The sequence below is a fragment of the Paenibacillus sp. 2003 genome (assembly GCF_031455635.1).
Lineage (GTDB): Bacteria > Bacillota > Bacilli > Paenibacillales > Paenibacillaceae > Paenibacillus > Paenibacillus amylolyticus_B.
Window position 1 is genome coordinate 135,427 of the sequence record NZ_JAVDTB010000010.1, and the last position, 15,524, is coordinate 150,950.

The following is a 15,524-nucleotide window of genomic DNA, read 5'->3' on the forward strand; positions in this document are numbered from 1 at the left end:
GGAAGGCTACAAAATGTCTACATAACTTTACCTTGAAATGAAAAAACCCGCTCAATGAGCGGGTTTTTAGAATGGAGGCGAGGGGAGTCGAACCCCTGTCCGAAGATAACGACACATAAGCTTCTACGGGTGTAGTCACAGTTTTGATGTCACCCGAGTATCGCCCCGTAACCGGCTATACGTTGGGTCAGCCTGATTGTCTTCTTCAGCACACCCCAGGCGGAGATGTGACAGCGTATCCCACTACTAGTTAGCCCCTATCCCTGTCACATGGGCGATGCAGGGTAGAAGCACGCACACAGTTTCTTAGGCTGCGAAAGCGTAGTTTGTTTGTTGTTTGCCGTTTAATAGGCTTTAGCGTTGATGAAGCGGACGCGTCCCCACTACCCGCTACCCATGCTCGAACTATCCCCGTCGAATCCATAAACGCCCCCTCATATAAGAAGGGCTCCAGGATTAATCCGTGAATACGGAGCAAAGGTGCTGCACATCTTTTTCCTCCAAGGTAAAAAGATGCTTCTTTCAAACTCGGCATTCCTGTCTGCTACATGAGTAATCATAACACAGGACACATCACCGAAATAGTATAGATTGCTGGAAGACATTCCAGCAGGCTGAGCATGTGTACAAGGTTATCCAATACAACAGGCTCAATCGTCTACATATTATACCGCGTCACCAATCGGAAGTAAAGTTTACCCAGATTGGATCACGAACAACTGCACCTAAGTATCTTACCCACGATTTAGTCAACTTACGCAACAGCTGATAATTTAGATTCATCACCGCACTTAGCACCAGGCTCCTAGCTGTTTTCTTAGTCACACATCAACAAAAATCAGCTCACTGCTCACTTCGGCTACTCACATCACATCCCTTTCCACTAAAAATAAAAAAGCCTCAATCTTGCCCCTTGCAGGACAAACCTTGAGACTCCTTAACTCATACATCAATCTTCCTAGCTCCATCACAAAAACTAACTTATACACCTAAAGTAAAGCTTTCGCGCCCAGCGCTCCACTTATCGTGCAACCTTCTGCTTCTCGCGCAGTACCCGTTGGATATCACGTTGAGCATCGCGCTTCGCGGCAGTTTCACGTTTGTCGTATTGCTTCTTACCTTTACCCAGTCCAAGCAAGAGCTTTGCGTAACCGTTGCGGATATAAATTTTCAGCGGAACAATGCTGTACCCATCCTGTTTCGACAGCCCGAGCAGCTTGTGAATCTGTACTTTATGCATCAGCAACTTGCGCGTACGTGTCGGATCGAGCGGATTATTTCGGTTCCCTTGTTCAAAAGGACTAATATGCATATTGTGAATATGAATCTCACCGTTCCGAATCGTGGCAAATGCATCACCAATATTCGCACGGCCGTTACGAAGAGATTTGATCTCCGTTCCGGTAAGCACCATGCCCGCTTCATACGTATCTTCAATGAAGTAGTCATGGGAAGCCTTTTTATTCTGTGCGAGCACTTTACTCTGTCCATCATTCTTGCCCATGTCCTCACTCCTTCTCCGTAAAATAAGCCGGTACCATGCTCTATAGCAGCGCACCCCATGTTGCACCAAGGTACCACGTGCCAGACCTTAATTGTAGCAAGTACGGCTGTTAAAATCAAGAAAGAGGCGACCTCTGCCGCCCCTCCTCATTACACCACTTTCAGACTGTGCGAAACAACACACCGGCTGAATTGACTATTTTCTCCAACGCTTAACCTGGAGGAACGAATTGTAATCCATCTCTTCAAGTTACGTTAGCTTTATTTTTTCTTTTTTCGTACAAAAGCTGCCGTGCCGTTACCAGCTGCACCTTTGCTCTTCTTCCGTTTGCGTCGTGGTGCTCCGCCTTCCTGAGCACCACCAGGTGTTGCAGCTTCTCCGATAAACACGCCGCTCGGGGAAGTGTTTTTGCGTCCACTTCCGCCTTTGCCACCTTTACCGCCACCCTTGCCGGACTTAAAGCTGCCTTCACCGCGACCGCTACCGCCGTTCAGGCCACTTCCTTGTCCACCGGTTGAACCACTATCCAGTCCACCCGATGTAGAGCCATAACCACCTTTACCTGAGCCAAAACCAAAGCTTACAGCGCCTTTGCCCCGGCCAGTCGATGCACCAGCTTCACCAGCACGACGCTCACCTTTCGGTTTGCCGCCGCCTTTACCTGTGTAGCCACCGGATGAGCCTGCGCCCGCACCTGCACTCGCTGTTCCACTGCGACCGCGTCCACCTTTGCTGCTCTCTTCCGTAGATCTGCCACCACGGTTAGCTCCAGCGCTAGCTGAGCTGCCTTTACCGCCACGCGAACCGCTGAAACCACCTGGTCCACCCTTGGCACCGCCGCGTCCGCCCCCGCTACCTGGACGTCCACCTTTACCGCCACGTCCGCCACTAAAGCCGCCAGGACGTTCAGCGCGAGGTTTCATATCTACCATTTCAAAATCAATCGTATACTCTTCCATGCTTACACGTGCCACACGGATCTTCACTTCATCACCGATGCGGAAGACTTTCGAGGTACGTTCACCAATCAGAGCCATATGCTGATCGTCAAAATGGTAATAGTCGTCCGTGAGCGCACTCAGACGAATCAGACCTTCAACCGTGTTCTCCAGTTCAATGAACATACCGAAGCTGGTCACACTGCTGATCATGCCTTCGAACTCTTCGCCTACTTTATCGAGCATGTACTCGGCTTTTTTCATTTTCTCCGTATCCCGCTCAGCTTCCACAGCCACACGTTCACGTTCAGAAGACTGCTGTGCAATATCAGACATGCGTGCCGCCAAATACTCCTGACGGTTCTCCGGCAAAGCACCATTATTTTCAATGACTTCGCGAATCACCCGGTGAATGACGAGATCGGGATAACGACGAATCGGAGACGTAAAGTGACTATAGAATTCTGCCGCGAGGCCAAAGTGACCTGACATTTCAGAATCATACTTCGCCTGCTTCATGGAACGCAGCATCATCGTACTGATAACGGTCTGTTCTTTCGTTCCGTTGATATCTTCAAGCAACGATTGAAGTGCCCGTGGATGAATCGCATTGCCCCGTCCTTTGACCTGGTGTCCAAAATTCGCCGCAAAGGCGAGGAAATTTTGCAGTTTTTCCTGATCCGGGTCTTCATGCACACGATAGATGAACGGAACCTTCAACCAGTGGAAATGCTCTGCCACTGTCTCGTTTGCTGCCAACATGAACTCCTCAATGATTTGCTCTGCAATCGAACGCTCCCGTTTTACGATATCCACCGGTTTGCATTCTGCGTCCACAATGATTTTGGATTCTTCAAAATCAAAGTCAACTGCACCACGGCGCATACGCATAGCACGCAGCTTCAATGCAATCTCTTTCATCAGATGGAAATCATCTACCAGATCCTTATAACGCTCGAGCAATTCCGGCTCTTCGCCTTCAAGGATTTTACGGACGTTGGAATACGTCATCCGCTCTTTGGTTTTGATTACACTCGTGAAAATGTCATGTTTCACAACCTTCATCTGGTCGTTAAACTCCATTTCACAAGACAAGGTCAAGCGGTCTACCTGCGGGTTCAAACTACAGATCCCGTTGGACAAACGTTGTGGCAGCATAGGAATAACCCGGTCTACCAGATACACACTGCATCCACGGTTGTAGGCTTCCTGATCAAGCTTGGAATTCTCCTGTACATAATAGCCGACATCGGCAATATGAACGCCCAGACGGTAATTACCGTTAGGCAGTTTCTCTACATTTACGGCATCATCCAGATCCTTGGCATCTTCACCATCAATCGTGACAATGTTAAGTCCGCGCAGATCACGGCGACCCTGTTGTACAATCTCTTCATCCGTGATGGAGTCCGGTGCCTTCTCCGCCTCTTCTACGACTTCATCCGGGAAAGCTTCAGGCAGCTGATGCTTGCGAATGACGGACAAAATATCAATACCCGGCTCATCCTTATGACCGAGAATCTCGATCACTTCACCCTCGGCTGCCGCACGGCCCTCTGGGTAGCTGACGATTTTTGCTACAACCTTCTGTCCATCAACCGCCCCAGCAAAGTTCGTACGCGGGATGAAAATATCGCGATTAATCCGTTTGTCATCCGGAATGACAAATCCGTACACCTCATGGCTTTGGAACACACCTACAACTTGTGTCACAGCACGAGTAACAATGCGAACGATCTCACCCTCCAGGCGACCGCCTGAAGGTCCTTGAGATGTGACTTTAACCAATACCGTGTCACCATTCATCGCACTCTTCATATCATTGGCGTGAATGTACACATCCGGGTGCTCCCGATCCTCAGGAATGAGGAAAGCAAAGCCTTTGGCGTGAGCTTGTAAACGTCCGCGTACCAAATCCATGCGCTCTGGCATGCCATAGCGATTGTTACGAGTCAGCAAAACTTTACCGGATTCCTCCAGCGTATTCAGCATAATCAAAAAGGCTTTGAAATCAGCTGCGTCTTCGATCGCGAAGTGCTGTTCCAACTCCTGATAAGTCATGGGTTTATAAGCGGTCTCCCGCATGAAGTCGAGCAATTGTTGTTCTGTTATCATTAATATATTCACCTCGGGAAACATAAAAGTGTAATCAAGTCATCTCTTTATGTATCGGAATTCTTACCATTTTCATGATACATATTGCCATTGTCGTGTAGAGTGTAGTAGTGCAACCATACTATCTCATACCCTAGTATACACGAATTCAATCCGGACCATCCGTACCTCGCAAAAAAACCACAGTGGCCTGACGCTCCGCTATAATCACGCTTTCACATATCTCTACAGACATTTTATGCGGCACATATACAGTACGCATCTGGAAAAGGACTAGACCCGAAAAATTTTCTGTACACATGACATTCATTATAAGGAGTGAATTCGCGTAACGAATAAGCGATGGACATACCATACATGATAGGGGTGTTTCACGCTAAGGAAGGAATTCTGAACAGAAGTTGAGAAGAAGACCAAAATCATGGAGTCTATTAATCATTGGAAAAGTTTGGACGTGTAAGAATTTATTAAAAAACCCCCGTTTCTCCACGAAACGAAGGTTTATCAATTAAGCCATTAGCTTAAGAGCTATTCATTGCCGTGCTGATCCAAGTCTTACTTGGAAACAACCGTAACAATAATAGACAAAATCATAAATCCTGCACCCAGTACCACCGTTGCACGTTGCAGGAAGAGATCCAATCCGCGCGCTTTCGTTTTACCGAAAAGATGTTCCGCACCACCGGAGATGGCACCCGCCAAACCAGCGCTTTTCCCGTGCTGCAGCAATACTACAGTGATTAGACCGATAGAGAAGACAACGAGCAGCAATTTCAAAGCAATATCCATTCTTTCCACCTCCTACCCATGTGGGCATAACATCTCACCATAAAAACAGTTACTTTAATTGTAACATAGCTATGGTTGTACTACAAGTAGTACAGTTTATACAATGCCCTAAATTTCACCATCTGCGTGATCCTCACGTTATACCATTACTATGTTTCAATAAAAAAGACAAGCCGGTTACCCGGCTTGTCCGTAAAAGCTGGATATCCAGCTTATTTTTTAAGGTTGTAGAATCCTTTAAGACCATTGTATTGTGCCAGTTCACCCAGTTGATCCTCAATGCGGAGCAATTGGTTGTACTTCGCGATACGGTCTGTACGGGAAGGAGCACCCGTTTTGATTTGACCAGCGTTAGTTGCAACAGCGATGTCAGCGATTGTGCTGTCTTCGGACTCACCGGAACGGTGGGAGATAACAGCTGTGTATCCTGCACGTTTAGCCATTTCGATTGCATCGAATGTTTCAGTCAATGTACCGATTTGGTTAACTTTGATCAGGATGGAGTTACCGATACCTTCTTCGATACCTCTGCCCAGACGCTCAGTGTTGGTTACGAACAGGTCATCACCAACGAGTTGTACTTTGTCTCCCAATTTCTCAGTGAGCAATTTCCAACCATCCCAGTCATCTTCGGACATACCATCTTCAATTGTGATGATTGGGTATTTCTCAACCCATGAAGCCAGAAGGTCAACATACTCAGCGGAAGTGTAAGATTTACCTTCGCCAGCAAGTGTGTACTTACCATCTTTGTAGAACTCAGTGGAAGCTACGTCCATACCCAGGAATACGTCAACGCCTGGTTTGTAACCAGCTTTTTCAATTGCTTCGATGATTGTAGTGATTGCTTCTTCGTTAGAACCAAGGTTCGGTGCGAAACCACCTTCGTCACCTACTGCTGTGTTCAAACCTTTGGAGCTCAATACGGATTTCAGGTTGTGGAAGATTTCCGCACCTACGCGAAGAGCTTCTTTGAAGCTTGGTGCTCCAACTGGAAGAACCATGAACTCTTGAACGTCGATGTTGTTGTCAGCATGCTCACCACCATTGATGATGTTCATCATTGGAACTGGCAATGCTTTAGCGTTGAATCCACCCAGGTAAACGTACAATGGCAGGTCCAGAGCGTCAGCAGCTGCGCGAGCTACTGCCATGGATACAGCCAGGATTGCGTTAGCACCCAGTTTACCTTTGTTTGGCGTACCATCCAAAGTGATCATCAATTTGTCGATACCCAGTTGATCCAATGCATCCATACCGATAACTTCTGGAGCGATTGTTTCGTTTACGTTTTTAACAGCTTGCAGAACGCCTTTACCGAGGTAACGGGATTTGTCGCCATCGCGAAGCTCAACTGCTTCGTGGGCACCAGTGGATGCACCGGATGGAACGATTGCGCGTCCGATTGCACCGGACTCCAGGTATACTTCAACTTCTACTGTAGGGTTACCGCGGGAGTCGAGGACTTCGCGAGCGTACACGTCAGAAATAATAGTCATTTGTGATAATCTCCTTTATAGTTGGAATTTAATTTTTGGACCAACTTGTGTTTGCCCTTATTTCACTACGTCAGCAGAATCGTCTTCCGATCACTGTTATCCCCTGATTTCTTTGAACTTATTTTCATAAGTTGAAATCATGTGATAAAGGCGAACGCGTTGCTTCTTCAGACTATTTCTGCTTACCTTCGTTCAATGTGCAAACGCCAAACCGTCCATTTATATATTTTGTTGCGTAACTTATTTACGTGAAGCAATAACAGATGTTCCTGTCATTTCTTCCGGTTTAGGCAATTGCATCAGGTCAAGGATCGTTGGCGCGATATCCGCCAGGATTCCGCCTTCACGCAAGGTAACGTTAGCATCCGTAACGATGAATGGAACCGGGTTCGTTGTATGAGCTGTGAACGGACGTCCTTGCTCATCGAACACCATATCCGCGTTACCATGATCCGCAGTGATCAGTACAACGCCGCCTTTGGCAAGTACTGCATCCACAACACGGCCCATGCACTCATCTGTTACCTCAACCGCTTTGATGGTAGGCTCCAGCATACCGGAGTGTCCAACCATGTCAGGGTTAGCAAAGTTCAGAATGATGGCATCATGTTTGTCTGCTTCGATCTCGCGAACACATGCGTCAGCTACTTCATACGCGCTCATCTCTGGTTGCAGATCATACGTTGCAACTTTTGGTGAGTTGATCAGTACGCGAGTTTCGCCCGGAAGCTCCACATCACGACCGCCGCTGAAGAAGAAGGTAACGTGCGGGTATTTCTCCGTTTCTGCAATACGCAGTTGTTTTTTATTGTTCTGTACCAGAACTTCACCCAGGGTGTTGTCGAGGTTCTTCGGCGAATAAGCCACATAACCTTCAACCGTCTCACTGAACAAAGTCAAACATACAAAGTGCAAGCCCACTGGGAACTTCGGACCACGATCGAAACCGCGGAAATCCTGGTTTGTGAATACTTGCGACAACTGGATTGCACGGTCAGGACGGAAGTTGAGGAAGATAACGGAATCGCCGCTCTCTACCAAACCTACCGGCTCACCATCCGCTTTGACGATAACCGTTGGTTCAACGAATTCATCAAATACGGATTTCTCATACGATTCTTCAACCGCTTTGAGTGGGTCAGTGTATTTTGGTCCATCTCCATAAACGATGGCGCGGTATGATTTCTCAACCCGTTCCCAACGTTTGTCACGGTCCATCGCATAATAGCGACCTTGAACCGTTGCGATTTGTCCTACACCAACTTCTTCGATCTTGGCGATCAGCTTCTGCATGAAGTCTTTACCACTGTCTGGCATAACATCACGGCCATCCATGAAGGCATGAATATATACATCGTTCATTTCTTCTTTTTTGGCCAGATCCAGCATAGCAAACAGGTGGTCGATGTGACTATGTACGCCGCCATCGGACAACAAACCGTAGAGATGAAGCTTTTTGCCGCTTTGTTTCGCTTCGCGAACAGCTTTGACAAGTGTTTCATTGTCGTAGAACTCGCCATCACGAATGGATTTGGAGATACGGGTCAAATCCTGGTATACGATCCGGCCGGCACCAATGTTCAGGTGACCTACCTCGGAATTTCCCATTTGTCCTTCTGGCAAACCTACAGCTTCACCGCAAGCAGTCAGAGTTGTATGTGGGAATTGGCTCATGAAACGGTCGTAGTTCGGTTTTTTAGCTTGCGCTACCGCATTGCCTTCCACCGTGTTACGCAGACCAAAGCCATCCATGATGATCAGTGCTACAGGTTTTGGAGCTGTCATCTTACTTCGCCCCCTCAACAAGCGCGATGAACGAAGCCGGCTGTAAGCTGGCACCGCCAACAAGCGCACCGTCGATGTCGCTTTGTCCGAGGTATTCTGTTACGTTTTCCGGTTTAACACTGCCGCCGTATTGAATACGAACTGCACTCGCAACCGTCTCGTTGTACAGATCCTTCACCAGCGTACGGATGTAAGCAATAACTTCATTCGCATCTTGGGAAGTCGAGGATTTGCCTGTACCAATCGCCCAGATTGGCTCATAAGCGATAACAACTTGTGCCGCTTGCTCTGCAGACAGACCTGCAAAAGCAGCTACTGTTTGCACTTTGCATACGTCTTTTGTTTGGTTCGCTTCACGCTCTTCAAGCGTCTCACCAAGGCAAAAGATTGGAGTCAATCCGTGACGGAATGCTGCATGCAACTTTTTATTGACAGTCTCATCGGTTTCCGCAAAATATTGACGGCGCTCCGAGTGACCAATAATGACATAATCCACACCCAGGTCTTTCAGCATTACACCGCTGATTTCGCCTGTGAATGCACCGTTATCTTCAAAATGAAGATTTTGTGCACCAATTTTGATGTTTGTGCCTTTAACGGCTTCTACCAGGGATGGCAGATTTGTAAACGGTGCGCAGATTACAGTCTCCACGCCTTCAACTTCCGCTTTTCCTTTAACTTCCTGAATGAAGTCATTGGATTCGGAAACCGTTTTGAACATTTTCCAGTTACCTGCGATAATCGGTGTTCTCATGGGTTTCAACTCCTTCATGCTATAGACTACTAAAACTTACTTGTCGTTCAATGCCACTACGCCTGGAAGTACTTTACCTTCCATGAACTCGAGCGATGCACCGCCACCTGTAGAGATGTGGTTCATTTTGTCAGCCAATTTGAACTTCTCAGCTGCTGCTGCGGAGTCACCGCCACCAATTACAGTGTAAGCTTCTGTCTCAGCGCAAGCTTCCGCTACTGCACGAGTACCGTGGGAGAATGGCTCGATTTCAAATACGCCCATTGGTCCGTTCCACACAACCAATTTGGAGTTTTTGATAACGTCAGCGTAGATCTCACGTGTTTTAGGACCGATGTCGATACCTTCCCAATCTGCTGGGATGCCATCGATGTCAACGATTTGTGTGTTTGCTTTCGCACTGAAATCGTCAGACACTACGATATCTACCGGCAGGTAGAAGTTTTTGCCCAGTTTTTTCGCTTTTTCGATGAAACCGAGAGCAACATCAAGTTTGGATTCATCCAGCAAGGATTGTCCAATTTCATGTCCTTGTGCTTTGAAGAACGTGTAAGTCAGACCGCCACCGATGATCACGTTGTCTGCAATGTTCAGCAGGTTGTCGATTACATCAATTTTGTCCTTAACTTTGGATCCGCCGATGATAGCTGTGAAAGGACGCTCAGGGTTGGAGATTGCTTTACCCAACACTTCAAGTTCTTTCTCCATCAACAAACCGGACACTGCTGGAAGCAAGTGAGCGATTCCTTCAGTCGAAGCGTGTGCTCTGTGAGCCGCGCCAAACGCATCGTTAACAAAAACGTCAGCCAGTTCAGCAAATTGTTTTGCCAGTTCCGGATCATTTTTCTCTTCGCCTGCGTGGAAACGAACGTTTTCAAGCAACAATACGTCGCCGTTGTTCAGTTCAGCGATTTGAGCTTTAACAGCGTCACCAACAGAATCGTCAGCTTTAACGACTGTTTTACCCAACAATTCAGACAAACGCTCAGCTGCTGGAGTCAAACGCAAGGATTCAACCACTTCGCCGTTAGGACGACCCATGTGGCTTGCCAAAATGACTTTAGCGCCTTTTTCAATCAAGAAGTTGATTGTAGGGAGCGTTGCACGAATACGTTTGTCATCTGTAATTTTACCATCTTCGAGCGGCACATTGAAATCTACACGGACAAAAGCCCGTTTTCCTGTCAATTCGATATCGCGTACACTTTTTTTGTTCATCTGTATTTCCTCCGCACCCATGTATTTGGTGGACCCATCAAGGGCTGAAATCCCTTGTCAATCCTGGTGTTTTTGAGAAATTTGCAAAATATTGATATATAAAGAGCGGAAACAATATAGCATCTGTTTCCGCTCTATGTTATTGCAGATATTACTTAATCATTTTTGCAAAGTGCTCCAAAGTGCGAACCAATTGTGCAGTGTAGGACATTTCATTGTCATACCAAGCTACAGTTTTAACCAATTGTTGGTCGCCAACAGTCAGAACTTTAGTTTGAGTTGCATCAAACAGGGAACCGAAAGTGATACCTTGGATGTCGGAAGATACGATTTCGTCTTCAGTGTATCCGAAAGTTTGTGGATCGGAAGCTTCTTTCATTACTGCGTTAACTTCTTCAGCAGTAACTTTTTTACCCAGAACTGTTACGAGCTCAGTCAGGGAACCAGTAGCTACTGGTACACGTTGAGCTGCACCATCCAATTTGCCTTGCAGTTCTGGAATTACCAGACCGATTGCTTTAGCAGCACCCGTTGTGTTAGGGATGATGTTTTCAGCTGCTGCGCGAGCACGACGGAAGTCACCTTTAGGGTGTGGAGCATCCAACGTGTTTTGGTCGCCAGTGTAAGCGTGAATTGTAGTCATCAAACCTTGAACGATTCCGAATTTGTCTTGCAGCGTTTTTGCCATAGGTGCCAGGCAGTTTGTTGTGCAAGATGCGCCGGAGATTACAGTTTCAGTACCGTCGAGGATTTCATGGTTTACGTTGTAAACGATGGTTTTCATGTCGCCAGTAGCTGGTGCGGAGATAACAACTTTCTTAGCTCCACCTTTCAAGTGTTTCTCAGCTGCTTCTTTCGTTGTGAAGAAACCAGTACATTCCAGAACGATATCTACGCCCAGGTCGCCCCAAGGAAGTTCTTCCGGGTTACGGTTAGCCAATACTTTAACTTCTTTGCCGTTCACTTTGAAGAAGCCATCGTGTACTTCAACATCGCCATCGAAGCGACCTTGAGTTGTATCATATTTGAGCAAATGAGCCAGCATTTTAGCGTCAGTCAAGTCGTTGATTGCTACTACTTCAATGCCCTCTACATTTTGAATACGGCGGAATGCCAAGCGTCCAATACGTCCAAAACCGTTAATACCTACTTTAATCATGAGTAAGTTCCTCCCAAGTTTTGATTAATTTTTTATGAAACTTATATATTCAAGACAGACGGTGAAGTCCGTCAAGACAACAATAGTTGTGTTGCAAAGTAAACCCTTATTCCATTTCAGCAACGATGACTTCGGCAGCTGCCTCATCAATAATCAGAATATCTTCCTGACCAAATCGCAACACGGAATGTATAGCAGCAGCTTTGCTTTTGCCACCTGCAATTCCAATCACAACATCGGTTCGTTCAATATCCTGAAGTCGCATACCCAGTGTAAGCATGGTATGTACCACCTTACCCTGATCATTAAAGTAATAACCGAAAGATTCAGATACGGCTCCTTGCTCCTGAAGTTCATCTATAATCTCCGTCGCAAGTTTACGTCTTGTCGCCATCTCCACGGCATCACCAATTCCATGAATAACAATCCGCGATTTCCGAATCAGCTGCAGAATCTCCTGAACACTGGGATCCTGGATTAATGATTCATAGGCATGATCACTAAGCAAATCCGGTACATGCAAGAGTTTGTATTGCGCTCCTACCCGTTTTGCCATCGTGGATGCAATCGTATTTGCCTGAATTTCAAGGCTTTCTCCAAGTCCACCACGTGCCGGTACGAACCAGACACCTTTGAGCGATGTTGGCGGAGTCAGTTGCTCTGCGACTTCGGCCGTTGTTGATCCGCCAGTAACGGCGACAACGTCGTTGTCACTCATGATATTGCCGAGAGCCTTCGCTCCGGCTCTGCCCAGTTCCCTTTTGGCAAATGGAGAAACGTCCGAATCACCAGGAACCACAACTACCTTTTGCAGACCGTAGGCTTGCTTGATGCGCTCTTCCAGCTCGGATAATCCGAACAACTCTTTGGCTACGGGCTCTAACTGCTGCAGCAAATCATACCCTGCCTCGCTGATCTTCATTCCTGCACTGTCAATTTCAATAAGTCCCTGAGCCTTTAACAGATCGGTCTCAGCCCTCAGAACCCGCTCGGTCATCTGCATGGAATTAGCTAACGTTCTCCGTCCGATCACATCCGATAACATGATCTGTTGCAGAATCGTATACCTCTTTTTCAAGATATCCATGAGATCAGGCAGAAGCTGCTTTTGTACTTCTAAAATCGTTCGCATGCTTTCCACTCCCGCAAGTTCTCGTTCCAAGCTCTCTTTCGTGGCCCTAAAACGTCCCGGGTTAACTTTTTAAGTCCCACGTCTATTCTACCTAAAACTGACGTGACATGCAAGTGTTTCAACGTGTTATTTCGACACGCATTCAGCGTTTGTACGCGCCTATTTTCACAATCCTAGACTTCCATGATCAAGGACTAGCTCGCACATACCATATATAGAAGAAACAAATGAATTCCATCTACATATCGCTCAGAATCACATTTCATACCGCATGTCCAAAACCTCTAATAGCATTTACTTAAATGCACTCTTTATCCACTCTTCTTCATCATGATCATTTTCAGGTGAATCCAAACCAACTACCACAACGAACTGCTTGCAATTAAATATTTCATGAGCTATAATCATTATTGCTGTCACATAATGTGCGCCCGTGGTCCAATGGATATGACGTAGGCCTCCGAAGCCTGAGATCCAAGTTCGATTCTTGGCGGGCGCGCCATTTTTATTTAACAGCTCATAACCCATTTAACCAATGAAACCGGAAAGGTTTCTTTTTTTTGTAAGTTAGTTTGACTTTCTTTGACTTTTTGTTTGGAATTGTTTATTATGTGGGTAATACGGTAACAGTTTAAGTATAAACACCAATAACATTTACATTCCAAGGAGGTTTTTCACGTGAGTTTTATTCCAATGGTCGTTGAACAGAGCAACCGGGGTGAGCGCGCCTACGACATCTACTCCAGATTGCTGAAGGATCGTATTATTTTCCTTGGTAGCGATGTTAATGACGTAGTGGCTAATGCCATTATGGCACAGATGTTGTTCCTGGCTGCGGAAGATCCGGAGAAAGACATTCACTTATACATCAACAGCCCAGGCGGATCAATTACAGCCGGTATGGCGATTTACGATACAATGCAATTCATCAAACCGGATGTATCTACCATCTGTGTAGGTATGGCCGCTTCCATGGGTGCATTCTTGTTGAATGCCGGTGCAAAAGGTAAACGTTTTGCGTTGCCTAACAGTGAGATCATGATTCACCAACCACTTGGTGGTGCTCAAGGTCAAGCTTCTGACATCGAAATTCGTGCTCGCCGCATCCTGAAAATGCGTGATACCTTGAACCGCATCATCTCTGAGCGTTCAGGTCAACCGCTGGAGCGGATTGAGAAAGATACAGATCGTGACTACTTCATGAGCGCTGCTGAAGCTGCCGATTACGGTATCATTGATAAAGTTATTGAAAACGTAGGTTCCCAAGGCATCTAAGTGTTATGTAGACCACGGGCTACGCGTTAATATATCAACACCTAACATAATCAGCAACACCTCATTGTGTTGTCTATACGGGAAGAAGCCCTCATCATAATCATGATGAGGGCTTCTTTTTTCATTTTATAAGAAAGATAACTTAAGATTGCATAATAATGATTCTTTATTTGGTTCCCGTTACATTACTGAAAGGTTCTGTGCCTTTAGGGAGAAGCTCTTTATACGTAAATGGCATTTCAGGGAATCCCTCTGCGTACGCCGTATACTCATACAACTGGAAGAACACGACCACACCCGTTGGTGTCACATAGAAATCTTGATCTTTATTCAACCCTTTATAACCATCGAGGTATCCGCCGCGGGCTTTCAGTTGTTCACCCACTTTTTTACTCAACGTCTCACGCATGGTTTTGTTATTTTGCAGCACATCATCTAACGCAAGCTCCTTGCCTGTGTCCAGTGCAAAGGTGTGGCCCGTACGGTATGTCATACCATGAGCGCCAGCATAATCTTCGTATCGTTGTGTAATGAGTCCCAGCACGCCTTTTTCGTTGTACGTCACTACATAGGAGCTCTCAAATGCATATGGACGGTTGGCTGTTGCACCGCCGAATTCAGATGTCTGTTTTTTGAAGTCAGCTACATAAGCATCCACTTCGTCTTTGAGCACTTTGTTGATTGCCGCTTCAGCTTCTTTGCTGGCAAGTCCACTCACTTGCGGATATTGAACATCTACTTCAGCATTTTTTACAGTGACATTAACTGTTGCCGCTTTAATTTTAACGTTATTTTGTTTCACCTTGCTGAGTGTCAACGTTTTGGTTTTGCCATCCCAATTCCCCTGTACACCCAAATAATCTCTCATTGCTGAGAATGGAATATACAATCTGCCGTTGATCAGCTTTGCGTCCACTTGAGGATAATAGTTGTTAATTCGAACACTCGGCTCGCCATCCAATAGGCTGATCGTCATCGTGTTATTGGCTGCTGTCAAAGCGTACTCTTTGGTTTTCGCATCATATTTCAGAGTCCCACCTGCCACATCTTTAACCGCCGTAAGAGATACCCAAGTTGAGCCACCTTGAAGAAGTCCTTTTTGAGCGAGTGTTTTTCCACCCGTCTTCAGGGTCACCTCAGCTGTGGTTGTCACTTTCGAGGATACCGATGCTGCCTGAACCGAACTGTCCTGCCACACCGAACCACTACCTACAATAATTCCTGCTGCAAGCAAAGCACTTGTCCATTTTTTCCATGATGTCATATATAAAACTCCTCTCTGAATTCACAATTAGGGATCATTGCGTATGTAATCCTGACCTGATCGCATATCTCATACGCTCACCTCTCTATTAT

The 15,524-nt window shown here is 46.4% G+C and carries 11 protein-coding genes, 1 tRNA gene and 1 other RNA gene; 2 read left to right on the forward strand and 11 right to left on the reverse strand.

Annotated features, from left to right (window positions below; genetic code table 11):
* Positions 1-69: 69 nt before the first annotated feature.
* From ssrA to J2X75_RS26855, 10 genes are all read right to left on the reverse strand, one after another.
* Positions 70-434, reverse strand: a transfer-messenger RNA (tmRNA) gene (gene ssrA, locus J2X75_RS26810).
* 587 nt (positions 435-1,021) lie between these two features.
* Positions 1,022-1,504 carry an SsrA-binding protein SmpB gene (gene smpB, locus J2X75_RS26815; protein WP_036674736.1) on the reverse strand — a complete coding sequence of 161 codons (483 nt, stop codon included), beginning with the start codon at positions 1,502-1,504 and terminating at the stop codon, positions 1,022-1,024.
* A gap of 260 nt (positions 1,505-1,764) precedes the next feature.
* A complete protein-coding gene (gene rnr, locus J2X75_RS26820; protein WP_310342089.1) occupies positions 1,765-4,557 on the reverse strand; it encodes a ribonuclease R in 2,793 nt (930 codons plus the stop codon).
* Between the two features lie 555 nt (positions 4,558-5,112).
* Positions 5,113-5,346 carry a preprotein translocase subunit SecG gene (gene secG / locus J2X75_RS26825; protein ID WP_062837740.1) on the reverse strand — a complete coding sequence of 78 codons (234 nt, stop codon included), beginning with the start codon at positions 5,344-5,346 and terminating at the stop codon, positions 5,113-5,115.
* A gap of 212 nt (positions 5,347-5,558) precedes the next feature.
* Positions 5,559-6,845: a phosphopyruvate hydratase gene (gene eno, locus J2X75_RS26830; RefSeq protein ID WP_076291983.1), complete on the reverse strand. Its 1,287-nt coding sequence runs from the start codon at positions 6,843-6,845 to the stop codon at positions 5,559-5,561.
* A gap of 240 nt (positions 6,846-7,085) precedes the next feature.
* Entirely contained in the window at positions 7,086-8,630 is a 1,545-nt protein-coding gene (gene gpmI / locus J2X75_RS26835) for a 2,3-bisphosphoglycerate-independent phosphoglycerate mutase (RefSeq protein ID WP_310342097.1), read from the reverse strand.
* Position 8,631: 1 nt separating this feature from the next.
* Complete coding sequence (gene tpiA, locus J2X75_RS26840; protein ID WP_076216888.1) at positions 8,632-9,384, reverse strand: triose-phosphate isomerase; 753 nt, start codon at positions 9,382-9,384, stop codon at positions 8,632-8,634.
* Between the two features lie 36 nt (positions 9,385-9,420).
* Positions 9,421-10,602 (reverse strand): phosphoglycerate kinase, encoded by a 1,182-nt coding sequence (locus tag J2X75_RS26845; RefSeq protein ID WP_310342101.1) that lies wholly within the window; start codon positions 10,600-10,602, stop codon positions 9,421-9,423.
* 151 nt (positions 10,603-10,753) lie between these two features.
* Positions 10,754-11,761 carry a type I glyceraldehyde-3-phosphate dehydrogenase gene (gene gap / locus J2X75_RS26850; protein WP_056695277.1) on the reverse strand — a complete coding sequence of 336 codons (1,008 nt, stop codon included), beginning with the start codon at positions 11,759-11,761 and terminating at the stop codon, positions 10,754-10,756.
* A gap of 106 nt (positions 11,762-11,867) precedes the next feature.
* The gene (locus J2X75_RS26855; protein WP_221822444.1) at positions 11,868-12,893 is read right to left on the reverse strand and encodes a sugar-binding transcriptional regulator; all 1,026 of its coding nucleotides are present in this window, start codon (positions 12,891-12,893) and stop codon (positions 11,868-11,870) included.
* A gap of 427 nt (positions 12,894-13,320) precedes the next feature.
* Between J2X75_RS26855 and J2X75_RS26860 the strand changes: the two genes are divergently transcribed.
* Both J2X75_RS26860 and clpP read left to right on the forward strand, forming a co-directional pair.
* Positions 13,321-13,395 (forward strand) — tRNA-Arg (locus J2X75_RS26860).
* Positions 13,396-13,571: 176 nt separating this feature from the next.
* Complete coding sequence (gene clpP / locus J2X75_RS26865) at positions 13,572-14,168, forward strand: ATP-dependent Clp endopeptidase proteolytic subunit ClpP (protein ID WP_017691245.1); 597 nt, start codon at positions 13,572-13,574, stop codon at positions 14,166-14,168.
* Positions 14,169-14,334: 166 nt separating this feature from the next.
* On the opposite strand, the gene J2X75_RS26870 is transcribed toward clpP, so the two are convergent.
* On the reverse strand, positions 14,335-15,432 hold the full coding sequence (locus J2X75_RS26870) for a stalk domain-containing protein (protein WP_310342108.1): 1,098 nt from the start codon (positions 15,430-15,432) through the stop codon (positions 14,335-14,337).
* Positions 15,433-15,524: the final 92 nt, after the last annotated feature.